The sequence below is a fragment of the Ochrobactrum sp. MYb379 genome (assembly GCF_037479515.1).
Classification (GTDB): domain Bacteria; phylum Pseudomonadota; class Alphaproteobacteria; order Rhizobiales; family Rhizobiaceae; genus Brucella.
On sequence record NZ_JBBGYW010000006.1, the window covers coordinates 155,903 to 178,420 of the forward strand.

Sequence of the window (22,518 nt, forward strand, 5' to 3'; positions counted from 1 at the left end):
CTGGAACAAACACATGATTGTAAGACGATCATTGAACGCATTGAGACTGATGGGAGCAAGCCTGCTTCTCATGTCAGCAACACTATCGGTAACCCACGCGCAGGCACCTGCGGACTATGGCAAGACACACGAATTGGTGGTGGCGCTGCCCTATGCCTTGCAGACCCTTGATCCTGCCGTTGGGGGCAATCTGCGCGGCGATTTGAGTATCATTGCTTCGATCTATTCGCCACTGACACGCCTTGATGGTAAAGGCAAACTGGTGGGTGTTCTGGCCAAGGACTGGAAGCAGGAGTCGGATACGCGTTGGGTGTTCGACCTGCGCGACGACGTGGTTTTCTCCAACAATGTGCCATTTGATGCTCACGTTGTTAAGTGGAACATCGAGCGCATTCTATCGTCGGAAAAGCCAAGCTGGATCGTCTCGTCAATGAAGGCGGTTGATAAGGTTGAAGTTCTTTCCCCGCATCAGGTTGCCTTTACGCTAAAGGCGCCTGACATTGAGTTTCCCAAGCGGCTGGCAGGCATTTTCTATCTGGAACCTGAATGGGCCAAGTCACACAACCCAGCGATTGAGGCGCTTGGCACCGGCCCCTATAAGCTGGTGAGCTATAATCCAGAGGGCGAAGTTCGCCTTGAAGCCAATGAACATTATTTCGGCAAGGCAGCACCATTCACCAAGGCGCAGTTCCGCGTTGTGGTCGACGCCGCAGCCAAGATTAATGGCCTGAAATCCGGCGAGATTGATGCCGCAGCGGTTATCGCACCGCAGGATCTCGCACAGCTTGAAAGCAATGGTAATCTGGTGGCAGGTGCGCGTCCAAGCACGCGCGTACAGATCATCCGTTTCAACACCAATATCAAGCCGCTTGATGATGCGCGTGTGCGGCAGGCTTTGAACTATGCCATTGAGAAGGAAGCTATTACCAAGGCGCTGTTCAAGGGATTGGTAAGCCCCGCCAACAGCCAGATCATCACCAACTTTCATGAGGGCTATAACACAGACCTGAAGCCATGGCCTTATGATCCCGATAAGGCCAAAGCGCTGCTTGCGGAAGCAGGCTATCCGGATGGCTTTGATGTCGAGATGGTGTTTGGCAAAGGCACCTATGTCGGTGGAGAGCAGGCAGCGCAGATTATCGCGGCGCAACTGGCTGCGGTTGGTGTCCGTGCGCAGCTCAATATTCTGCCCGCTTCGTCTCATGCCGAGCGCGCTGCATCCGACAAAGCCGCTGGACTGACGTGGTTTGGTTACGCCGATACGGCAAGCATTGCGGCCGAAACACTGACCTATCTCGGCAGCACGCATTTTCAGACAATTGGACCCGTCCCGGCCGCCTTTGACGAAGCGGTAAAACAGGCGAAAGGCGCACTCACCAAGGACGCCGAGCTTGCATCGGTCAAACGTGCAACCGAAGTGGCATCTGACGAAGCGCTCGCTGTCTTCCTTTGGGATCTGCCGCAAACCTATGCCTACAGCAACAAGGTCGTATGGGACATCCGCCCGGATGACTGGACGCTGCCATACGAAATCAAACCTGCTGAATAACCCTTTCTTCCAACATACCCAATACAGGAAATACCTATGACCAGTGGTCTGACGAAATATATCCGACACAAGAGAAAGCTGCACGACGCAAAAAAGGGACAGCCAGCAGGCACTGGCCAGCTTTCCGCCCGCGTTGTTGCCGAAGGACGCAGCGGTATCCGTCGTCTTTTCATTCGTGATTTTCAGATTATCACCGATGGATCGCCCGCTGGCGGTGGCTTTGATCTTGGTCCGGCCCCGGGTGAATTGCTGATCGGCGCCGTTGCTGGTTGCCTCAATCATGGCTTTCTCATTCAGGCGTCACTGCTCGACATCGAGATTGATGCGCTGGAAGTTGTCGCTGAAGCTGTCAGTAAGCCGGGACAAATCGGAACAGGCTCAAGCGAGCCCGTCGATCTGGAACTTCGCTACACCGCGAAAATCCAGTCTCCCGCCTCTGACGCTGAGCTGGAAGACCTGCGCCAGCGTGTTGAGCTTAATAGCTTTGTTTATAACGTCGTTACCCGCGGCGCTTCGATTGCAGGACGTCTGGAAAGGATCACCGCATGACCATTCGAGTTATCGAAACTGATAAAGCAACGTCCGGCGGTCTGCGTTTTGCAACGCGAGCGACCCCTGAGCCAGGTTATGGGGAAGTTCTTATCGATGTCACACACACCTCGTTGAACTTCGGTGAAACCCGGCGTGGTGCGCGCGGTCTTGAGGCTGATGGTACGGTTCTTGGATGGGATGCGTCCGGAGTGATTGTAGCCGTTGGCCCACAAACCAAAGCTCCGCCCATTGGAACATTGGTTGTCACCCGCGCACCACTTGGGGCCTGGGCTGAAAAGCGCATTGCACATGTGGAGGATATCGCGGTCATTCCGGAGGGGGTCGATCCCGCTGAAGCTGCGACGCTTCCGACAGCAGCTGTCACGGCGCTGACGACCTTGCAGCTTGGTGGGCCTATTCTCGGCAAGACAGTTCTCATCACCGGTGCTTCTGGCGGTGTAGGCCGCTTCGCAATTCAGCTTGCACGGCTGGGTGGCGCGCGCGTTATCGCTTCTGTGGGGTCCGAAGCCAGTGCGGCGGGTCTCAGCGAACTTGGTGCGGACCTAGTTGTGACCAGCCTTGATGATGTGAAGGAAGGTATCGACCTGGTAATCGAGAGTGTCGGCGGGGCGCAGCTCGTGCAATCCTTCAAGCTTCTCAACCGGCATGGCAATGTGCAGAGCCTCGGCTGGGCTTCAGGCGAAGATGCCGTTTTTGGTCATCTTGGCACAGTTGGTCCGGTTGGACGTCACATTCATGGCTTCCTGATTTCCGAGTATCGGGTGGGCCCCTATCTCAAGGCGCTGCTGCAATGGCTGGCTGAAGGCAAGCTCAAGACAGAAGTGAAATGGCGTGGTGACTGGAACCAGTTTGACGAGGCTGTCGCGGCTCTTCTTGACCGACGTTTGCATGGTAAAGCCGTTCTGGATGTGAAACCATGAATGCACACGCGCAATCCTTCCGGCATACGCACTGGTTTGATCCGCCAATTGAGGCGGATATCTGGGCGCGTGTTGAGCAGGTGAAAACTGAGCTTGCACCGCACGTGGTAGAGCGGGACCGTAAAGGTTCCGCCCCCGTTGAGGAAGCATCGCTCTTGCGCCAGTCCGGTCTGGCAGCACTAACCGTTGATGATGATCTGGCGCTGTTTCGTAACGCTAAAAGCCGCCGCGAAGCGATAGGCGCGCGCTGGCAACATGCGCTTTTTGCGATCCGGGAGATTTCACGCATCGATTTATCGAGTGCAGCCCTTCTGGGATATAATTACATGCATCTGTTGCGCATTGAGATTGCCGGGCGCGGCCTGGTGTTCGCAAAAGCCGCAGCAGATACGTTGCGCACGCCTACACTTTGGGGCGGTGCCAACAATCCGGGCGGTCCTGCCGCAGATTTGAAGCGGACTGATGGCGGCTATATTGCCAATGGCAGGAAAAGCTTCGCAACCGCCGCACAAACAGCTGACCGTCTGGTCGTCGGTGAAAGCTATCGCGCGCCCGATGGCCGTGAGAAACGTCTGACGTTCGTTCTCGATGCGTCAACGCCGGGCATTGTCCATGCGGATGACTGGGATGGCATTGGTGCGCGTCGCTCCGCATCAGGCAGTCTGGTCTTTGAAAATGTGTTTATCCCGGATGCCGCGATTTTCAGCACTTCGGCAGCCGATCCAACAAAACGACCGCTGAATGAATCGATAGGCTCGCTGGCCTTTCAGATCATGTTTGTTAATTTCCTCAATGGAACGGCGTTAGGGGCAATTGATACTGCACTGTCGCAATTGCACTTGCGCAAAAGCGGTCAGAATGCATCTGTGCCTGACTATATTGCTGACACTATTGGCAATTCAATCACCACAGCTAACGCATCTTTCGCGCTTTCAACTGTCGCCAACAGGGCTTTTGGTGAACTGGTCGCAGATATCGATGAGAAGCGTCTGACACCGGAACGCCGGGGCGAGATTGCTGATCTCATATCACAGGCCAAGGTTGCTTCGGACGCAGCAGCGCTTTCGGTAACATCGCGCATTTTTGAAGCCGTTGGCGCGCGTTCCGCGACTTTGAAGCAGGGGCTGGATCGTTATTGGCGTGATGCTCGCGTTTACACGCTGCATGATCCAGTCGCTATAAAAATACAGGAAGTTGGCAGATATGCCGTTGATCTTGAGTTGGCGACGCCTTCAGCGAACAGTTGATTTTGCTAGCGCTTATCTCATAAGTATCGTCCGGCTTTCAAAGCTGGACGACTTGTCATGCAAAGAGTGAGCTGATGGATATAACCACCGCAAAAGCCGGGCATCCAAAAGAGCGCCGGAAAAAAGGAAGCTGGCGCTTCCTGTTCCGCTCGGACAGTGTTGCACTCAATCTTGTTGCGACCGTCGCAGCGTCAAAAGATAGGACAAAAGGCGTTGATCGGTTCTCAGAGCCCTCCTTGCTCGATAGGTGGCTTTGCGAGGCCGAACTACCGCCGCTTGCAGGTTCTGTTACGGACGAAGAACTCGCAAAGACAAAGTCTTTACGAGAGGCGATATTCAGACTGGCCGATAATCGTATTAATCAAAGCGAGATATTGGTGTCGGATATTGCGCTCATCAACGCGCACGCGCGCTCCGGTATGCCAGTTGTGCGTATTGCGTGCGATGGATTTAATACGGAGCCACCGGACGTAGCTGAAATGGAGGAGATATTGGGCCTCATCGCACGCGATGCTGTTGAAGTTTTCACTGGACCCTATCGCAATCGAATAAAGCAATGTGCTTCGCCACGTTGCCATGTAATGTTCGTTGATAAGTCGCCCGCTGGAAATAGACAGTGGTGTTCGATGTCTCCATGCGGAGATCAAGCGAGCGCTCGTGCGTATCGACAGAGAAAGCGTAGTCAAGAGAGTTGATCATCCTGTCAGGCAACTGTGTAATACTGGAAGTTATTTATAATCTGATCAAACGAATATGAGAGAGGTAGCTACTTCTTTTGCAGCGTTCCCGCCACAAGAATTGTACAGATTAAAACAGTCTAACTGTATGTAGCTACACCGAAACCACCGTCAGACCGTTCCAGAAAATGATCAGAAATTATCGGAGTTCCAGCCTATTTAACTGCTGCAGATTCATTGCTTACCAGTGTTTAAATTTGTCTGTTCTGAAATTATCCAGGGTTGTTATTCACACTCGAGTTGAAATAATTTACCGGAAAAGCCACTGTAAATTTAAGAAGAATATTTTTATAGTACCAAAGATTTTAGTTAATTGATGCGTGCGTCAGGTCCCTTCGATGTGAAAAACTCTAATCAGTTTTTTATTGGTGAGAGGGTCTCTAATTGCGATCAAATATACTAAGTTTCGTAGCAGCGACATTGATTATTGCTTCCTCAACGCAGTTGAGTAATGCTGAGACATTGCGCTGGACCAGAGCTGCTGATGCACTCACGCTGGACCCTCATGCACAAAATGATGGCGTTACGCATGCGGTTCTCAACCACATTTACGAAAGCCTGATATGGCGTGATGCCGAAGGCAAACTCGTGCCACGTCTGGCGACTGAATGGAGTTTGAAAGAGGGTGACCCCACCACGTGGGTCTTTAAACTACGCAAGGATGTTAAGTTCCACGACGGTGCAGATTTTACCGCCGAAGACGTTGTTTTTACGCTGGATCGGGCGCGCTCAGATAAATCCAATCTCCGTCAGCTTCATGCAGATGTGGAAAAGGTGACGGTTGTTGATGACAACACGGTTGAGGTTAAGCTGCGTGCTCCCAATGCGATTTATCCCAATAATCTGACCGGAACTTACATTCTGGATAAGGGATGGGCAGAAAAGCATGACGTGACAGAGGTTCAGGATATTGCGGCGGGGAAGGACAATTACGCGGTTAGAAACACCAACGGCACGGGTCCATATACGCTAAAATCCCGTGAAGTCGGGGTCCGTACTGTTCTTGATGCAAATCCGGCATATTGGGCGGAGAAGAAGCCGGAAATAACAGAAATTGTCTACACACCTATCGCCGACAATGCGACACGCGTTGCAGCTCTTCTTTCGGGCGAAGTGGATTTTCTGCATGAAGTGCCGGTGCAAGATATCGAGCGACTAAGAAATACGCCGGGTATTAAAGTCTCTGTTGGTCCAGAAAACCGGTCAATTTTCCTTGGCTACCGGGTTGATGATGCACCGCTGGCGTCATCTGACGTCAAGGATAAAAATCCACTGAGCGATGTGCGGGTGCGCGAGGCTTTTGATCTCGCAATAGACCGCGATGCAATTAAGACGGTTGTTCTTCGTGGTAATTCTGTGCCAACCGGCATCATCGTGCCACCGTTTGTTCATGGCTGGACGCAGGAACTTGATGCCTATTCCAAGCCTGATGTTGAAAAAGCAAAAGCGCTTTTGAGTGAAGCGGGTTATCCGCAAGGCTTTACGATTACTCTCGACACTCCCAACAATCGTTATGTCAATGATGAGGCAATCGCACAGGCAGTTGTCGGGTTTCTTGGACGCATAGGTGTTAAAGTGAATCTGGCATCGCGTCCCTATGCACAACACTCGCCGTTAATTGTTGATCAGAAGACAGACTTCTATCTCTTTGGTTGGGGTGTGCCGACATTTGACAGCGCTTATAACTTTAACGATTTGGTGCATACAAGACAGGGACGTTATGGCGCCTATAATGCAACCGGCTACTCAAATGCAGAGGTTGATCAGAAAATTGAGTCACTAGGCGCTGAAATAGATCCAGCCAAGCGTGATGCAACCATCGACGAATTATGGAAGCTGGTGAAATCGGAGCATCTATATCTGCCGCTTCACAATCAGGTGGGAGCGTGGGCCGTGCGTGACAAATTTAACCTTGAACATCAGCCAGATAATTCGCCCAAGATCGGACAGGCAACGATCAACAAGTAGTACGTACGCATTTGCAGCTATCGCCCTCGCATGCGGGGGCGGAGCATTATGATGAATATTTGCTACGCGGTGGCGGTAGAGTTCAGGCTAAATATATGACCAGTTTCATCATCAGACGTATTTTCCAATCTGCAGGCGTCATGCTGACCGTGGCCTTGATCGCATTTGCCGTCATTCGCTTTGTTGGCGACCCGCTGGAATCCATTGCCAGTCAGGAAACACGTCTGGAAGAACGACAGGAGCTGAAAGAACGTCTTGGATTGAACAAGCCGGTTTATCTGCAATTCTTGTCTTTCATACAGCGTGGTCTGGTGGGTGACTTTGGCCTCTCATACAAACAGCAGGAACCCGTCAGCCGGATGATTATAGAGAAACTGCCCGCGACAATTGAACTGGCAATTACCTCGTCACTTATCGCGCTTGTCGGGGGTGGCATTTTGGGTGTCTATGCTGCTTTACGCCCCAAAACGCGTCTGACTGCTTTCATCATGACATCGTCTTTGATCGGCGTATCACTGCCAACATTTCTGATTGGGGTGGGGCTGATCTATCTGTTTTCTGTCGAGCTGGGCTGGTTGCCATCTTTTGGGCGAGGGCAGGTTATTGAGATCGGCAACTGGTGGACGACGGGCTTTCTGACGACATCAGGGCTGCGTTCATTGATACTGCCAGCAATAACCTTGTCCCTGTTTCAGACAACGCTTTTAATGCGGCTTATCCGGTCGGAAATGCTCGATGTTTTGCGGCAGGATTATATCCGTTTTGCAAAAGCGCGCGGTCTTTCCAGCCGCAGTATCTATTTCGGACACGCGTTGAAAAATACCCTTGTCCCGGTGATTACGGTGGTCGGATTGCAACTGGGATCAGTCATCGCCTTTGCTATTGTGACAGAGACGGTGTTTCAATGGCCGGGTGTGGGTTCACTCTTTATTAACTCCGTACAGGCCGTCGATGTGCCGGTTATGGCTGCATATCTGGTCTTTATCTCATTGCTTTTTGTGAGCATCAATTTCGTGGTTGATATTCTTTATTTTGCTGTCGATCCGCGTCTTCGTTTCGACCATATCAAGACGGGAGCGTAACGTGACTGATACGCCTTTTTCTTTAGAAGCCGCACATAATCGCCACTCTGTGAGAGCTAAAATTCCGCGCTTTAAACGGTTGCCAGTGGTTACAACGATAGCTGGGGTGCTTGCTGCAATACTGGTATTGGGTGCAGTCTTTGCACCTCTGATTGCACCATATTCGCCTTTTGATCCGTCAACCTTGAACCTGATGGATGGTTTGAGTGCGCCTTTGCAGCCAAGTGCTTTCACAGGCAATACCTTTCTGATGGGAACGGATCATCAGGGCCGGGATATATTTTCTTCCATTCTTTATGGTAGCCGCGTTTCATTGTTAGTGGCTTTTTCTGCAACCGTTGTGTCGTTGTTCATAGGTGTTAGTGCCGGGCTTATCAGCGGATATGCAGGTGGACTGCTCGATACGATCATTATGCGTATAGCTGATACGCAATTGACCTTTCCTACAATTCTTATTGCACTTTTAATCTTCGGTCTCGCGCAAGGTCTTGTCCCTCCAGCGCAGCAGGAGGCTGCCGCTGTGTGGCTACTTATTTTTGCTATTGGTCTTTCAAACTGGCCACAATTCGCGCGGATAGTTCGGGGCGCAGTGCTGGTCGAACGACGAAAGGATTATGTGGCTGCCGCAAGGCTAATTGGTGTTCGTCCTGCTCGTTTGTTGATTACCCATATTTTACCGAATTTACTTGGACCAACTCTCGTTGTTGCAACATTGGGGCTGGCTCTCGCAATTCTCGAAGAAGCCACTTTGTCTTATCTTGGGGTAGGGGTTCCACCCACGCGTCCATCATTGGGCACACTCATTCGCAATGGCCAGCAATTTTTGTTTTCTGGAGAGTGGTGGATACTATTCTTCCCTGCGGTCACATTGGTTCTGCTCGCGTTATCCATCAATTTGCTGGGTGACCGGTTGCGAGAGTTTCTCAATCCGAAGAAGCAAGGGCAACTCTAATGCATGAAGCATCAAGAAAAGAGCCTGTGCAGGTTCTAACCGTGCGCAATCTGCAAGTCGACTTCCCCGCGGATGGCCACGTCTTTCACGCCGTTAATCGCGTGTCTTTCGATATCCATGCCGGTGAAGTGCTTGGAATGATTGGAGAGTCAGGCGCAGGGAAGTCGATGACCGGATCGGCGATTACGCGCCTTCTTGATGCTCCCGGATATGTTTCAGGCGGCGAAATCCATCTCAAGGGAAAACGCATTGATAATTTGCCGGACAAGGAATTAGCAGCTTTACGTGGCAAAAAGATTGGAACGGTTTTTCAGGATCCGCTGTCCAGTCTCAACCCGCTCTATACGATTGGCCGACAACTAACCGAGACCCTACATCGCCATCTGTCCCTTTCTCAACCGGCTGCCCGTAAGCGTGCAATAGAGCTTCTCACAGAGGTTGGAATATTGGATGCGGAAAGACGGCTTGATGCTTATCCGCACGAGTTTTCTGGAGGTATGCGTCAGCGTGTTGTGATTGCATTGGCAATTGCTGCCGACCCGGAACTGCTTATCGCCGATGAGCCAACGTCGGCTCTTGATGTCTCAGTTCAGGCGCAGATTGTTGCGCTTCTGAAAAAGCTTTGCGTTGAGCGTGGCTTAGCTGTGTTGCTTATTACGCATGATATGGGGGTCATTGCAGAAATTGCCGATCGTGTTGTGGTGATTCATCATGGACGCGCTGTGGAGGCTGGTACCGTCCGTGACGTGATACAGACACCGCGTGAAGATTATACCCGCAAATTGATCGCCGCCACTCCTTCTATTCATCAGAAAAACCTCCGTGACCCCTCACAATCATCAGCCGATGAAATATTGCGGGTCGACAATCTTGCGCATGAATTTCGTATCGGGCACCGCGGATTTTTCTTCTGGACGCGTGGGGAGGGGCAGAATAAGCTTCGTGCCGTCAATGACGTTTCGTTTCATATTCGGAAGGGCGAGACCTATGCGCTTGTGGGCGAATCCGGTTCCGGTAAATCGACAATTGCGCGCATAGTTGCCGGACTTTTGCCGCTTAGCGAAGGGTTGGTCAGGGTTAATGGTGTTGATCGTTCTGATGGCGCGTCTGTTGATCATAGCGGCGCTGTGCAGATGATATTTCAGGACCCCTATGCCAGCCTCAACCCCCACTGGCGTGTCGGCGATATTATTGCTGAACCTATCCGCCGTTTGAAGCTTGAGCGTGACCCACTGTTTGTAAAGGCTCGCGTGAGGGACTTGCTGGAAAAGGTGAGATTGCCACAAGATTCTGTGCAACGTTATCCGCACGAGTTTTCTGGCGGACAAAGACAACGCATCGCAATCGCAAGAGCACTCGCCAGTCGGCCTCGTTTTATCATTTGCGATGAACCCACATCCGCACTCGACGTTTCGGTTCAGGCCCAGGTTCTCGACTTAATGACGTCATTACAAGCAGAATTTAATCTGACTTATCTGCTGATAAGTCATAATCTCGCAGTGGTGCGACAGATGGCTGATCGTGTTGGCATATTGCGTCATGGCATTCTCGTGGAGCAGGGGCAGGTTGAAGATATTTTCGAAAATCCAACCCACGACTACACAAAAATGCTGATCAGTGCCGTGCCGGATATCAATGAAGCATTGGCTCGACGCAACTTGCATTAGGATAGTGGAGGGGTAGCACGCATCCTGCTTTAGCTACCTCTTTTTGGAGTTACAAACAGATTGCAGGCCATGAAGTCGACAAATACTCTAATTTTTGGCGATAAATATCTGTTTGTCGGCCATAAGATCCGGAAGATACCAGTTTCTGCCAGATATTCATCGAGTATCGCAACCAGCTTGCTTTCTGCAATCTGCTGCTTGACTGCGAAGTTAGGTAAACACGTGATGCCAAAGCCGTTTTCTGCGAGGTGGATAAGCGGCTCCAAAGTGCTGGCAACGGTGGTCACTGGCAATATAATACGTGTCTCAGTTTGGTCTGCAATGAGTGGCCACGGCTCAAGCTTTCCCGAATTGGCATAGCGGTGATGCATACACCTATGATGCAGCAAATCCTCTGGCAGACGTGGCGTGCCCTGTCGTTGCAGGTAGTCGGGTGATGTGACAATTCGATGCTTGAAGTTCCCCAGTTTACGGCTCATCAGCCGTGTATCGCGAACTTCGCCTGTGCGCACAACGGCGTCAAAACCTTCCTCAATCACATCAACCAGCCGATCGGTGAAATCCAATTCGAGATCAATTGCAGGATAGGCCTTCATAAATTCAGAAATGGTCGGCATGAGCAGCATTCCGGTAAGCGGAAAGCTCACACGTAACAGGCCACTTGGCGTGCTATGTGATCGCGAGAGTTGCGCTTCTGCGGCATCAAGTTCCGATAATATCTTTTTACAAGTATCGAGGAAGAAACTCCCTTCTTCCGTAAGCGTCATGCTGCGGGTAGAGCGATGAAACAGAGAGACGCCAACCTCATGTTCGAGGCGTGCCACTGCTTTGCCTACAGCCGAACTGGTGAGCCCCATGCGTTGGGATGCGGCGACAAAGCTGCCACTTTCAGCGGTTTGAACGAATATCTTCAAGGTTGCCAGCTTATCCATAGCGCTCTCTATTGCGGAATTTAATTCCTGTTTTATCAGAATAGAAGATTATTTATCGCTTATTCGGAAAGCGATATCCAGTGTGTCTCAAAGTTAGTGAGCTGTCTTTTAAAGGGATACACAATGGGTATGAAGCCTTCAGCCGGATTTACGTCTTCGCCAGTTCCAACCACATTCATCGTCAATGTAATACATGCCTTTCCCGGCAAGCAGGATGAGGCGTTTCAAATCATCCAGGACGTCGTTCATTATGTGGCGGAGAGAAAGCCCGGTTTTCTGTGGAGCAATCTTGCCAGGAGTACGGATGGGCTAACGGTCGTTAATATCGAAGCTATTCAGGGCGCAGGCAACGTGGACGAGTTCTTCTCTGATCCCGTGTTCGTTGAAAATTTTCGGAAGTTAGATACCGTCTCAACAAGTGAGTTCCATACGTATCAAGTGGACGATCTGGTTTTGCCAAAGCTTGGGCTTGAGGGCTAATAGCGATGCCCAGTAGTATTTCAGAAAATCACGATTGCGTTCAACTGACTGATGAAACCAGATTGCCGATGGCCGCTTTGCTAACCCTGGCTATGGCAGGTTTCATCACAATCCTGACGGAAGCATTGCCTGCTGGTCTTCTTCCTTTGATGAGCAAGGACCTCAACGCCAGTCCTTCCGCGATTGGTCAGCTCATCACAATATATGCTGTAGGCTCCCTTATCGCGGCTATTCCGCTAACAAAGCTTACACAGCATTTTGCACGCAAACCGGTGCTGCTTTGTGCAATTGCCGGATTTGCCGTAGCCAATAGCGTGACCGCGATCACAGCAAGTTATAGCATTATGCTGCTGGCGCGGTTATTCGCCGGAATTTGTGCGGGACTTCTTTGGGCGATGCTGGCGGGATATGCAGCTCGTATGGTTTCGGAACAATTGCGAGGCCGTGCGATTGCTGTTGCTATGGTTGGAACTCCCCTTGCCTTGTCATTGGGCATTCCTGCGGGCACGATGATCGGTTCCTTCATTGGCTGGAGAACGACATTTTTGTTGATGACGGCTCTCACCCTGGCTTTGGTTATCCTGGTCCTGATAAAGGTGCCCAATTATTCCGGAACGACCCTTCGTGATAAGGCGTCTATAGGAGGGACGTTGGCGATCGGTGGCATCAAGTCAGTGTTACTTGTCACCCTTTTATTCGTGCTCGCTCATAACATTCTTTACACATACATTGGCCCACTTGTTGAGCCTTCCGGATTGTCCTCTAAGCTCGATCTTGTTTTGCTCGTCTTTGGGGTAACGGCAATTGTTGGAATCTGCATTATTGGCTGTTTCATCGGCCGATGGCTTCGAGAGTTGGTCTTAGCAAGCATTCTGCTTTTCAGTGCCGCAGCATTGATGCTGAGCATATGGGGTGATGTGCAAAGTCTATTCTGGTTGGCGACAGTTATGTGGGGGCTGGCTTTCGGCGGAGCTGCAACGCTGTTCCAAACAGCTGCAGCAAACACGGCATATGAAGCATCGGATCTCGCACAGTCTATGATCGTCACCGCCTGGAATCTTGCAATCGCTGGCGGCGGGCTTATCGGTGGATTGTTACTTCAACATGCAGATGTTGCATGGCTATCATGGTCGGTGTTGATGTTGTTATTGTTGGCCTACGCTATAGCTTCTCTTGCCAAAGAGCGCGGATTTCCGCCTAACGCAACATGACCGCACGACATTTCCTATTAATGCTCTAACGTGATTGGTGCATTTTGTTTCAATCAGATCGAGATACGCTCTAAAATATGCCGGGCATATATGTCCGGCATATTTGTCTGAAACAGCAACCAACACCCACATATGATATGTGTTTATTTATAGTACGCTTCTATTGTGCGTGATAGTGGGAATGTCCTGATGAAGCGCTGCGATCTCAGCAGCAACAAGCTCTTGCAGCTTCCAAAGATTGCGGTCGCGAATGCCTTTTTCTTCAAGGTGCCTGACTGTGTGATAAAGATACTCGGCGCATGATCCAATATGACCACAAGCGCGTGCCAAAACATGCGCCACAGACTCCAGCGATAAGCCGTTCAATACGCGGTCTCCACGTGGCCCCGCCCAGAACGTCAAGGCACGAACCGGACCTTCCGGCGTATCGACCACGACCCAGCGAATACTGTAAGCGTCACTCATTGAGCTTATCTCTCGGCGGATCATGCGCTGGATCTGCGCAAGCCGATCCTCTTCCGATAGACGAAAGACAATACCGTTACAGCTGCCACCCGGCCTTAGCGCGAGCATTAATCCGGGCTGGCTTTGAGTACCGCGCCAGCGGGTTAAACGAAGGCAGAACGAGCGATGCCACCCTTTTACACCGCCATAACGCCAGCCAATGGCATTAAAATCCGGCTTCCAGATGAGCGAGCCATAGGCAAAAACCCATAGGGGCGTGTCACCGCTCTCGCGAAAAAGCTTTTCAGACAGCGCCTCAACATCCTGATCTGTAATGGGAATTCGATTGGGCTCTGGTCCCAGATCCACTTCAGTCCGAATGCTCAGTGAGACCAATTCCTCAGTCAGTGTCATTCTGGATGCAAAATCACTCAATGCGCTTTTCCCGCTTAACCCAACTTCACCTTCGACAATCCACCGGGGGATTATGAAACGAATTTGGCATTTTGCTCAAGCCCGCAGAGATGCTTTAGCATCATCCAACTGGCGAATGCTGGAAAACAGCGTTTCACGATCTGATAAGTGTCGCTCGAACAATGCGATGAAGGTCGTATTATCAGCTATATGTGGAAGAGGAGCCGACTGCGCGCGGCGCAGACTTTCATTTGCAGCCTGTTTTGCAGCATCAACGGCGGCCAATAGCGATGCTATGGTTCCTCGTTCCTGCATGCATTTACCATAGACCTTTGATAAAGAATGCTGATTATCTGACTGATTTTGCATCGTGATCACATCTCCTATCAATTGCGTTATGATCTATTGGCTATGTGCTCATTGTACGTTCTTAATCACCTCCGAAACGAGGCAATCAAAGCTATTTCTTGGCAACAGTCTGAAATATCGACGCTTCGATTATCAGAGTTGGTAGAAAAACCGCCTCTGGCTCAACCGCAAAAGCAAAAGTGGCAGCCTAGGCTGCCACTCTGTTTCGTATCTGGAGCCAAAGCTTTCCTGATCAGAACGAACGCTGGAAACGAACAACGCCCTGCCATGCATCCTGACCTTTGAGGATCGACTTGCTGTCATCCCACTTGGTATAGGAAACCTGTGGCGTGATGGTGAAGCCCGGAACGAGCTGATAGGCAACATTCGCACTTGCCGCAAACGTGTCGGCTGCTTCATATGCCAGCTGTACGTTGAAGGTCGCTTTGTTTGTAGCCTTAAATTTTGCGCCGCCCCATAGAGCCCAATCGCCACCCCATGTACCGAAGAAACTGTCGATTACACGCACGCCGCGATAGGTGCTGCTGCCTCCATCATGAACGATAACACCGCTGCCGTTGTAATGCACATAATGGTCTTTGTTGGACTTATATGCACCCTGTAACCAGACGGAAAACTGGTCTGTTACATTGACATCTGCGCGGATCTTTCCGGCCCATTTTTCGTTGACTGCATCATAGGCCGCAACACCGGCAATCGAGCCCCAGCTTTGCGCATATTTAAGACCACCAACGACGTGCGGTGTATAGTCATCAATCACGCCATTCCAATCGACATCGGAATTGTTGCCCTGTTCAAGAGACAGAATAGCTGAAATGCCATTGCCACCCTTGAAGGTGTAGCTGATCTGGTTGGTGCGATAGCCGCCTGCGCTGATAACGTCATCATTCAGCACATCACCGAAATATCCGGTAAATGTATAGAAGGCCGAGTCATCAAGGCCAATGCGAAAGCCACCAAGCTGGATGTAAGCGCGGTTGAGCGTTGTCCCGGCATCAGCACCGTTACCAAAGTTAAAACGCGATTCAGTGAAAGTCGAAAGTGTTCCGAGTTCCGTTTCAGAAGCAGTCGATGTGCGCAGTGTGAAACGCGTATTGTTGTTCCATGTCTCATAAGACTTGCCGCGTGGGCTAAGATTAAAGGCACTGCCGTCAGGAGCGCGGCTAACGCCTGCACCACGATAGTAGACGTTATCACCCGCCCTCAAGTCATAACGCACATAACCATGAATGCGCAGGCACGTTTCCGTGCCCGGAATATAGAAATAGCCTGCACCATAAGCATCGCAAACGCGTACATATTCTACAGCTTCCGGTTCCGGTGCTACGACCGCATCCGCTGCATTTGCATTCGTCATCCCCAGAACTACAAATGCAGAGCCGATGACTGTGTTTTTCAGAATCATAATTATCCCCACTAACAATAGACAAAATCGTCTTATTTCAGAGGGATAATTCGATTAAGGAAATTATATCTAATTATTGAAAAATATATGACAAATAATATTTCATATAGAAATAATCAATATTGATATAATTGACGCTGCTATAGTAATATTTACCTTTAATCTGACAATTATGGTTAAAATATATTACGTTAGTATATTTATATATCGCAATAGTTATTCAATTTATAAATCGTAGATGTTCTTAATAATCGGTTATCACCGGCTCCTGAAACAATGACAAGTAGCGCTCTCCGCTATCAGGCAGAACGACAACGATGGTCTTACCTGCATTCTCCGGGCGTTTTGCAATTTGAAGAGCTGCTGCAATCGCCGCACCAGAAGACGTTCCGACCAGAAAGCCCTCTTCGCGAGCAACTGACAATGCGGAACGTCGAGCCTGCTCCGTCGTTACTGCGACAATTTCATCGACAATCGCCCTGTCGTAGTTTTCAGGCAAAATCGTCTCATCGATATCGGTGACTTTGTGAACGCCTTCAATAGTTTCGGCTTTTGGATTATCGGCAGAAGGCACCGAATCTGCCGTCGGCTCCACCAGAATGATGCGAAGAGATGATTTCTTTTCCTTAAGGTACTTTCCCGCCCCTGAGATGGTCCCGCCAGTGCCTACGGTACTGACCAGAATATCCACCTCGCCATCCGTGTCGCGCCAGATTTCCGGGCCGGTCGTTTCAAAATGAATTGCCGGATTTGCAGGATTGGACCGCTGACCCGTATAATAAGCGCCCGGATTTTCGCTGCGAATACGATCGAGCACCTTTTGCAACGCCCCTATTTCCAGCAACTCATCATTATCAATCAGCACGATTTCTGACCCGAACTGACGCAGGATATTGATTTTGTCTTCGCTGATTGTATCACGCAGGTAAAACTTCGTTCGATAGCCCTTTGCGGCAGCAACAGCCGCAATACCAATCCCGGTATTTCCGCTCGTCAGATCTACCAGAAGATCCCCTGGCTTAATCTTACCTGCACGCTCGGCATCCCGAATAATCCCCCATGCTGTACGGTCTTTGATGCTGCCAGCCGGATTGAGATACTCTATTTTTCCGAGAAGACGCACAGAAACGTCATTGCTCTTCTGAAGGCGTGAGAAAGCAACCAGAGGCGTATTGCCGACAAGCTCCGAAAAACCATTGCGTATGTTACCCATGTTCCACTCCCTTTTGCCAACAGGTATCAAAATTCAACGTCTCATTTTCACCAGCCGCTAAATTTTATTAAGAAAATTATTCACTTAGTTCGCCCCTCACATAGATTTGCTATCCACTGCAGGAGGCCTCTTTGCATTTATATTCGCGTAGTAACACTACCCGGATCATCATGAATGATGTCCCCTATTCGATAGACTGACGGGATTTGCACGAGCCTTACTGATTGCTGTCTCAAGGATTAAAGGTTCCAACTTCTCATGCCCTGACCACCGAAAACGTATCCAGCCATTCTGATCTACGAGAAAGCTTGTCCCATCGGCAGTTGGTGTCAGAAGCTGCATAGCCACAGCCGCAGTCTGGTCGGAAACATCGCATTGTGCCGGGATGCCATTGCTATCAACAGCAAAGGCTTCCAGCTCTTCACCCTGAAGATGAAGCAGCCAGAAATTGTCGGATTGTCGACCGACCTCACGCCGACTAGCCCCGCAATAGATCGTAATCCGCGGGCTGGCAGCCGGGTAAACCGCACCATCAGGCGCGGGCAGACTGGTCGTTCGGGCAGACGCAATCGTTCGGATATAATCCACTAGCGACCAAGCGGCTTTCGCTTCCAACACCGTTTCAAAACCGGGCATGGATTGCCGACCGTTTTGCAACTTTCTGCCATGCATGATCGTCCGGAAGATTTCGCCGTCACTGCGATCCGCAAACAAGGGTGCTGTCAGATCGGGTGGCCATACCGGATCGCCTGTTGCCTGTTCACCGCGCCCGCGCCCGTCATTGCCATGACAGGATGCACAATTGCCTCCGAAAGCCGTAGCACCCCGCGCAATTGCGATGGACGTGTAGGATGTGGACGAGCGCAAAAAGCTTGCTTCATTAGCATCCTGAACAAACAATCCGATGCGTGGTGGCTGAAACAACGCGAACCCGATAATTGCTACGATAACAATAGCCTGCCATCGCCATTTAGACAGAAAAAGGCACCCAATACCGATCAGAAATGCCAGCAGAAGTGGCTTGAAACTCCGCCATGCGGCATCGACGAGAAACGCATCAGCCAGAATATTGTCGCGCAAACGATAGGCGAAAGGCCACATGATGTCTTCATGTACGCCGGGCGGTTGTGTCGCGAGAAGTGATGCCGCGAGAAACACGACAAGACCAATTGTTCCCTCCAAGATGAGCGCATAGCCAAGTCCACGCCCGCTGCGGCCAGCACGGCTCAGCCAGAAACGATTAAGTGCTGCAAGTGTCAGCATGGCTACCAGAAGCGCGATCTTCACGATCATGATCCTGCCGTAAGTGGTACCAACCAGCCCCGGCAGACCACCAGTCAAAAGCCATCCTGCAATTACGGCACCAATAACAAGAATGGCAACAAAAATAATGCCATTTAGCGAAAAGCGCTGCGCTGCCTGCAAACCCTCATCCCGCGAAGCACGTAAAAGAAGATAGAGTGGAGGCAGCGAACCAAACCATAGAGCACCCGCAATCACATGCGCAAAAACCGCCAGTGGCAACCAGATTGTATCAGCTGCTGCTGCGTGCCCCATGCGCATCTGAAGACCAAGCGCGAAAACAGTGATCAAAAACAGAAGGACACGGATGGCTTGAGACTTTATCGCGTGCGGCAGAAGCAATGCAGCAAGCAAGATTGCCAATGCACGCAAGCACGATGCAATGCCAAACGCTGTGCCGAAAAGTCCGCTTGGGAGAAAAGCCAATGCATCAGAAAAACTGTTCGCACCAGACAGCAGTGAGAACTGAAGTGGAACCCATAGAACCAGTCCAAAGGCACTGATTGCCACGGAATAGCTGCAAAGTTGATACCAGATTCTCACAAAAGACGTAGGTTTGCCGTCACTTATTTCGCTTGAAACAAGAAAAATTCGAAAAAATAGCGCGCCTGCGAGCAGTGCGAGGCCCGCAAGATTAAGGCATCGCACGAGCGCAATGACGATATCAATTCCAGTCATCGCGCCCGGCAACCTTAATTAGCAATCTTGAATTTGAACGCGCCTTCGGTGCGGTGCGTATCGACTGACGCAGCACCCCACTCGACAGTATAAGTACCCGGCTTCAAGGCTGACGGTTTGACCGAAAGCGTCTTGGTATTGCCGTCAATATGTTCAGGCTTACTGGTCTCGATAGTCGCCCCGCTCTCATCCTTGAGGACGAGTTTGCTAAGGCCAAGTTCCAGCGCTTCGGTATATTCGATGGAAACAATGGCAGGCGTTTTATTGAGCACAGCGTCCTCGGCTGGCTCGGATTGTGCGAGATGCGCATGCGCATAAAGTTGCGTCATCGACCCCAATAAAAGGGCCGTTGTGAGAATTGCTTTTTTGAACATTTTTCTTTCCTGATTTTACCAGTCGGCATCAAGTCCCAGATGCGCAAGTGCCTGCCTGCGCAGTTCCGCCAATCGCGGATCGCCGCGATGGCGCGGATAGCTTAGATCCACTTTAAGTTCGGCTTCGATGCTTGCCGGACGGTTGCCAAAGATGATGACCCGCTGCGAAAGGAAAATCGCTTCCTCGACATCATGCGTGACGAGCAATGTGGTAAAGCCGTTGCGTTGCCAGAGATCCAGAAGCTCAGCCTGCATGGCAAGCCGCGTCAGGGAATCGAGTTTCCCCAATGGCTCGTCCAGAATGAGCAATTTAGGGTCATTGACGAGCGCACGCGCCAAGGCTGCACGCTGCGCCATGCCGCCCGAAAGCTGGCGCGGATAGGCATTGGCAAAAGCCGACAATCCCACCAGCTCAATTGCTTCATCGATGCGGTGTCCCTGAGTTTTAAGCACACCACGCGCCTGAAGCCCCAAAGCAACATTGTCCCGAACCGTGCGCCATGGATAAAGTGTGGGGTCTTGGAAGACCACCACGCGCGACGGATTAGGACCGAGGATTTCCTCGCCATCGGCCAGAATTCGCCCTTCACTTGGCGGCTCCAGCCCGGCAGCGAGCCGCAAAAGCGTACTCTTGCCGCACCCCGATGGACCCAGAATGGCAACAAATTCACCCGGTTGCACATCAAGCTCAATGTGGTTGAGAACCGGCAGTGACTTGCCTTCAAGGCCAAAGCGATGGCTTACATTCTCAACCTGAATATGGAAGCCACGGCTTTTATCAGCGGTGGCGGCAGGCGTTTGTTTGAGGGCAGCATTCACCATTTCACATCCCCCTTCTGCCAGGTCAGAACGCGATCACGCACCGTAAAGAGCAGCGTAATCAGACCGGAAAATACAATCGCCATGATGATGAGCGCGCCATAGAGATTGTTGTAGGCCGCCCAGCCTTGCGCCCATTGCAGATACCAGCCGAGACCGGACTTGACGCCCATCATTTCGGCGGCGACCAGCACCGAGAAAGATGCACCCAACCCCATGAAAAGACCGACAAAAACATGCGGTAACGCTGCGGGAATTGCGACGCGCAGGATCAGGAACAACTGACCGGCGCCCAAAGTGCGGGCAACATCGTAGTACGCTTTATCGACACTCGCCACGCCCGACCATGTCAGAACTGTCAGAGGGAACCATGTTGCAAGCGCGATGAGAAAGACTGCTGCTGAAAAGCCTGATGGGAAGAAATAGAATGCCATTGGTAACAGTGCAGTAGAAGGAATTGGCCCGAGAAACCGCAAAACCGGATGAACCCAATAGCCGATTGCCTGTACCCAGCCGATGGAAACACCAGTCAGAAAGCCCGCAATCGCACCAAGCACAAAACCCGAAGCCAGCAGCTTGAACGAGTTATAGAGGCTGTCGAGCAGACGCGGCCAATCATCAAGATAGACTTCGAGCAGAGACGAGGGTGGTTGAAAAAACGGCACAGGGAGCCATGCGAACTTGGCCGTAAGCAATTCCCAAACGCCAAAAAATACCGCCAAAGCCGTCAGCCATGGCGACCAGTAAATAAGCCTTTTGCCAATTGCCGGATAGACCGCAACCAATGCTGCAGCGACTGCCAGAAGGATCGTCCAGCCGATGAACAAGCCATTGGTTTCACGAACATAAAGTGGCTCGGCAAAGCCGACCACCACATTTGGAAGGAAGACGGAAATCGCACTAACTATAGCCCAGGCGATCACCGCCACAAACGGCCATAGCGAGCGACGAAGCGCGGAGGGCAGAGCCTCCCGCGCGTCGTCCTTGGAGGAGATATAGACTGTGTCAGGTGATGACATTGGCGACGATCTTTTCCGCAAATGCATCCGTATTGGTATTTGGCCGGATGACATTGATGATCTTGAGCTCATCCACGAACAAAGCGACATCCTTGCGCAAGGCATCCCCCGTCGAATGATGGTCATGCGTGTGACTGCGCAGGATGCGCGCCACGTCCGTTGCAGAGACATTGCCCGGAACGAAAGGCGCAAAGATTTCAGCGCTTTCATCTGGATGCGCTGCAGTCCAAGCCTGTGCTTCTACGATTGCACGCGACAAGGCGCTCGCAACTTCCGGCTCATCACGAACCAGACTTCCGCGAAGACCCAGCACACAGCAGGCAGAATTGACATACTGCCCATCAAGATTAGTCGCGACTTCCTTGAGACCATCACGCTCGCGCTGGAGGAAGGCGTGCGGATCATCGCCAGCCACAGCCTGCACTTCACCCTTCTTCAAGGCTTCCGCAAAAAGATCAGCCGGATATTGCAACCACTCGATTTCGGTATCCGGATTGATGCCCTGCTTGGCCGCCTGAATGGCGAAGAAGTTGCGGATCGGGCTGGCCTGGTCGCTGACAGCGACCTTCTTACCCTTCAGATCAGCAATCGAATTGATACCTGAATCTGGCGCTGCCAGAAGGCGCATACAGCCGCCATGCGTTCCGACCGTCAGCGATACGTCAAACCCTTGTTCTAGTGGCTTAAGCCAGCGCAGTGCCATGCCAATACCGCCATCTGCCTTGCCAGTGGCAATAGCCTGTAGCAGCTGATCGGTTGGACCGGAGAAATTAACCGGCTCGACAGTCAGGCCATATTTCTCAAACAGACCTTTCTTGAGCGCGACCGAAATTGGCGACTGACACACAGCCGTCTGCCCCCAGGCCAGCTTGATCACTCTCGGAGAAGATGAGGTGCTCTGTGCGAATGCCTTGCGCACAAAGCCATCGGAGCCACCAATGGCTGCCACACCAACACCAACTGCGGATGCCCCCAGAAAAGCACGCCGAGACAGATAAGATTTCTTATTTTCGGAAGTCATGCAATCACCCTGCTTATAAAGAAAGATGATTGACCATATTTATAGTGATAAATTAAGTTCAGAAATTGTAATTCAATTTATTGGTGAAACGTAAAAATTATTACTCATAACAAATTGAAATAATTTACCAATCTTCGATAATTTTAAAATATTAATAATAATT

The 22,518-nt window shown here is 51.1% G+C and carries 21 protein-coding genes; 11 read left to right on the forward strand and 10 right to left on the reverse strand.

All coding sequences use genetic code 11. The features are described 5' to 3' along the window. Positions 1–13 precede the first annotated feature (13 nt). The 9 genes from WH356_RS14695 to WH356_RS14735 all read left to right on the forward strand — a co-directional run bounded on the left by WH356_RS14695 (position 14) and on the right by WH356_RS14735 (position 10,674). Positions 14–1,549, forward strand: a complete 1,536-nt coding sequence (locus tag WH356_RS14695; RefSeq protein WP_339512034.1) for an ABC transporter substrate-binding protein — start codon at positions 14–16, stop codon at positions 1,547–1,549. Between the two features lie 36 nt (positions 1,550–1,585). Next, the gene (locus WH356_RS14700) at positions 1,586–2,098 is read left to right on the forward strand and encodes an OsmC family protein (protein ID WP_207489411.1); all 513 of its coding nucleotides are present in this window, start codon (positions 1,586–1,588) and stop codon (positions 2,096–2,098) included. Then, a complete protein-coding gene (locus tag WH356_RS14705; protein ID WP_339512039.1) occupies positions 2,095–3,021 on the forward strand; it encodes a zinc-binding dehydrogenase in 927 nt (308 codons plus the stop codon). Before WH356_RS14700 ends, WH356_RS14705 begins: the two co-directional genes overlap by 4 nt. Continuing rightward, a complete protein-coding gene (locus WH356_RS14710; RefSeq protein ID WP_339512041.1) occupies positions 3,018–4,268 on the forward strand; it encodes an acyl-CoA dehydrogenase family protein in 1,251 nt (416 codons plus the stop codon). The genes WH356_RS14705 and WH356_RS14710 overlap by 4 nt, the downstream gene beginning before the upstream one ends. A 74-nt stretch (positions 4,269–4,342) precedes the next feature. After that, positions 4,343–4,963: a CGNR zinc finger domain-containing protein gene (locus tag WH356_RS14715; RefSeq protein WP_339512043.1), complete on the forward strand. Its 621-nt coding sequence runs from the start codon at positions 4,343–4,345 to the stop codon at positions 4,961–4,963. Between the two features lie 462 nt (positions 4,964–5,425). After that, positions 5,426–6,973 carry an ABC transporter substrate-binding protein gene (locus WH356_RS14720; protein WP_339512045.1) on the forward strand — a complete coding sequence of 516 codons (1,548 nt, stop codon included), beginning with the start codon at positions 5,426–5,428 and terminating at the stop codon, positions 6,971–6,973. Between the two features lie 95 nt (positions 6,974–7,068). Further along, positions 7,069–8,055: an ABC transporter permease gene (locus WH356_RS14725; protein WP_339512047.1), complete on the forward strand. Its 987-nt coding sequence runs from the start codon at positions 7,069–7,071 to the stop codon at positions 8,053–8,055. A gap of 1 nt (position 8,056) precedes the next feature. After that, a complete protein-coding gene (locus WH356_RS14730; RefSeq protein ID WP_339512048.1) occupies positions 8,057–9,007 on the forward strand; it encodes an ABC transporter permease in 951 nt (316 codons plus the stop codon). Continuing rightward, positions 9,007–10,674, forward strand: coding sequence for an ABC transporter ATP-binding protein (locus WH356_RS14735; RefSeq protein ID WP_339512050.1), 1,668 nt, complete (start codon positions 9,007–9,009; stop codon positions 10,672–10,674). Before WH356_RS14730 ends, WH356_RS14735 begins: the two co-directional genes overlap by 1 nt. 29 nt (positions 10,675–10,703) lie before the next feature. On the opposite strand, the gene WH356_RS14740 is transcribed toward WH356_RS14735, so the two are convergent. After that, positions 10,704–11,606 (reverse strand): LysR family transcriptional regulator, encoded by a 903-nt coding sequence (locus WH356_RS14740; RefSeq protein WP_339512052.1) that lies wholly within the window; start codon positions 11,604–11,606, stop codon positions 10,704–10,706. Positions 11,607–11,729: 123 nt separating this feature from the next. Here WH356_RS14740 and WH356_RS14745 point away from each other — a divergent pair, with 123 nt between their 5' ends. After that, positions 11,730–12,086, forward strand: a complete 357-nt coding sequence (locus WH356_RS14745) for an antibiotic biosynthesis monooxygenase (protein WP_339512054.1) — start codon at positions 11,730–11,732, stop codon at positions 12,084–12,086. Positions 12,087–12,091: 5 nt separating this feature from the next. After that, the gene (locus tag WH356_RS14750; RefSeq protein WP_339512056.1) at positions 12,092–13,297 is read left to right on the forward strand and encodes an MFS transporter; all 1,206 of its coding nucleotides are present in this window, start codon (positions 12,092–12,094) and stop codon (positions 13,295–13,297) included. 147 nt (positions 13,298–13,444) lie between these two features. Here the strand turns inward: WH356_RS14750 and WH356_RS14755 are convergent, their stop codons facing one another. The 9 genes from WH356_RS14755 to WH356_RS14795 all read right to left on the reverse strand — a co-directional run bounded on the left by WH356_RS14755 (position 13,445) and on the right by WH356_RS14795 (position 22,355). Beyond that, positions 13,445–14,155 (reverse strand): gamma-glutamylcyclotransferase, encoded by a 711-nt coding sequence (locus WH356_RS14755; RefSeq protein ID WP_339512086.1) that lies wholly within the window; start codon positions 14,153–14,155, stop codon positions 13,445–13,447. 96 nt (positions 14,156–14,251) lie between these two features. Then, positions 14,252–14,524, reverse strand: a complete 273-nt coding sequence (locus tag WH356_RS14760) for a hypothetical protein (protein WP_339512058.1) — start codon at positions 14,522–14,524, stop codon at positions 14,252–14,254. A 232-nt stretch (positions 14,525–14,756) separates the two neighbouring features. Further along, complete coding sequence (locus WH356_RS14765; RefSeq protein ID WP_339512060.1) at positions 14,757–15,929, reverse strand: porin; 1,173 nt, start codon at positions 15,927–15,929, stop codon at positions 14,757–14,759. 244 nt (positions 15,930–16,173) lie between these two features. Next, entirely contained in the window at positions 16,174–17,142 is a 969-nt protein-coding gene (locus WH356_RS14770) for a PLP-dependent cysteine synthase family protein (protein WP_339512062.1), read from the reverse strand. Positions 17,143–17,310: 168 nt separating this feature from the next. After that, entirely contained in the window at positions 17,311–19,122 is a 1,812-nt protein-coding gene (locus WH356_RS14775; RefSeq protein ID WP_339512064.1) for a CopD family protein, read from the reverse strand. A 14-nt stretch (positions 19,123–19,136) separates the two neighbouring features. Further along, a complete protein-coding gene (locus WH356_RS14780) occupies positions 19,137–19,496 on the reverse strand; it encodes a copper resistance CopC family protein (RefSeq protein WP_339512066.1) in 360 nt (119 codons plus the stop codon). Positions 19,497–19,511: 15 nt separating this feature from the next. Next, positions 19,512–20,318: an ABC transporter ATP-binding protein gene (locus tag WH356_RS14785; RefSeq protein ID WP_339512068.1), complete on the reverse strand. Its 807-nt coding sequence runs from the start codon at positions 20,316–20,318 to the stop codon at positions 19,512–19,514. Continuing rightward, positions 20,312–21,334, reverse strand: coding sequence for an ABC transporter permease (locus tag WH356_RS14790; RefSeq protein WP_339512070.1), 1,023 nt, complete (start codon positions 21,332–21,334; stop codon positions 20,312–20,314). Before WH356_RS14790 ends, WH356_RS14785 begins: the two co-directional genes overlap by 7 nt. Next, the gene (locus tag WH356_RS14795; protein WP_339512072.1) at positions 21,321–22,355 is read right to left on the reverse strand and encodes an ABC transporter substrate-binding protein; all 1,035 of its coding nucleotides are present in this window, start codon (positions 22,353–22,355) and stop codon (positions 21,321–21,323) included. The genes WH356_RS14790 and WH356_RS14795 overlap by 14 nt, the downstream gene beginning before the upstream one ends. Positions 22,356–22,518: the final 163 nt, after the last annotated feature.

What these genes read in the sequence shown, in the direction of transcription:
- WH356_RS14695 (WP_339512034.1), top strand. Translation starts at nt 14, where the DNA reads ATGATTGTAAGACGATCATTGAACGCATTGAGACTGATGGGAGCAAGC.
- WH356_RS14700 (WP_207489411.1), top strand. Translation starts at nt 1,586, where the DNA reads ATGACCAGTGGTCTGACGAAATATATCCGACACAAGAGAAAGCTGCAC.
- WH356_RS14705 (WP_339512039.1), top strand. Translation starts at nt 2,095, where the DNA reads ATGACCATTCGAGTTATCGAAACTGATAAAGCAACGTCCGGCGGTCTG.
- WH356_RS14710 (WP_339512041.1), top strand. Translation starts at nt 3,018, where the DNA reads ATGAATGCACACGCGCAATCCTTCCGGCATACGCACTGGTTTGATCCG.
- WH356_RS14715 (WP_339512043.1), top strand. Translation starts at nt 4,343, where the DNA reads ATGGATATAACCACCGCAAAAGCCGGGCATCCAAAAGAGCGCCGGAAA.
- WH356_RS14725 (WP_339512047.1), top strand. Translation starts at nt 7,069, where the DNA reads ATGACCAGTTTCATCATCAGACGTATTTTCCAATCTGCAGGCGTCATG.
- WH356_RS14735 (WP_339512050.1), top strand. Translation starts at nt 9,007, where the DNA reads ATGCATGAAGCATCAAGAAAAGAGCCTGTGCAGGTTCTAACCGTGCGC.
- WH356_RS14740 (WP_339512052.1), bottom strand. Translation starts at nt 11,606, where the DNA reads ATGGATAAGCTGGCAACCTTGAAGATATTCGTTCAAACCGCTGAAAGT.
- WH356_RS14745 (WP_339512054.1), top strand. Translation starts at nt 11,730, where the DNA reads ATGGGTATGAAGCCTTCAGCCGGATTTACGTCTTCGCCAGTTCCAACC.
- WH356_RS14750 (WP_339512056.1), top strand. Translation starts at nt 12,092, where the DNA reads ATGCCCAGTAGTATTTCAGAAAATCACGATTGCGTTCAACTGACTGAT.
- WH356_RS14755 (WP_339512086.1), bottom strand. Translation starts at nt 14,155, where the DNA reads ATGACACTGACTGAGGAATTGGTCTCACTGAGCATTCGGACTGAAGTG.
- WH356_RS14760 (WP_339512058.1), bottom strand. Translation starts at nt 14,524, where the DNA reads ATGCAAAATCAGTCAGATAATCAGCATTCTTTATCAAAGGTCTATGGT.
- WH356_RS14765 (WP_339512060.1), bottom strand. Translation starts at nt 15,929, where the DNA reads ATGATTCTGAAAAACACAGTCATCGGCTCTGCATTTGTAGTTCTGGGG.
- WH356_RS14770 (WP_339512062.1), bottom strand. Translation starts at nt 17,142, where the DNA reads ATGGGTAACATACGCAATGGTTTTTCGGAGCTTGTCGGCAATACGCCT.
- WH356_RS14775 (WP_339512064.1), bottom strand. Translation starts at nt 19,122, where the DNA reads ATGACTGGAATTGATATCGTCATTGCGCTCGTGCGATGCCTTAATCTT.
- WH356_RS14780 (WP_339512066.1), bottom strand. Translation starts at nt 19,496, where the DNA reads ATGTTCAAAAAAGCAATTCTCACAACGGCCCTTTTATTGGGGTCGATG.
- WH356_RS14785 (WP_339512068.1), bottom strand. Translation starts at nt 20,318, where the DNA reads ATGGTGAATGCTGCCCTCAAACAAACGCCTGCCGCCACCGCTGATAAA.
- WH356_RS14790 (WP_339512070.1), bottom strand. Translation starts at nt 21,334, where the DNA reads ATGTCATCACCTGACACAGTCTATATCTCCTCCAAGGACGACGCGCGG.
- WH356_RS14795 (WP_339512072.1), bottom strand. Translation starts at nt 22,355, where the DNA reads ATGACTTCCGAAAATAAGAAATCTTATCTGTCTCGGCGTGCTTTTCTG.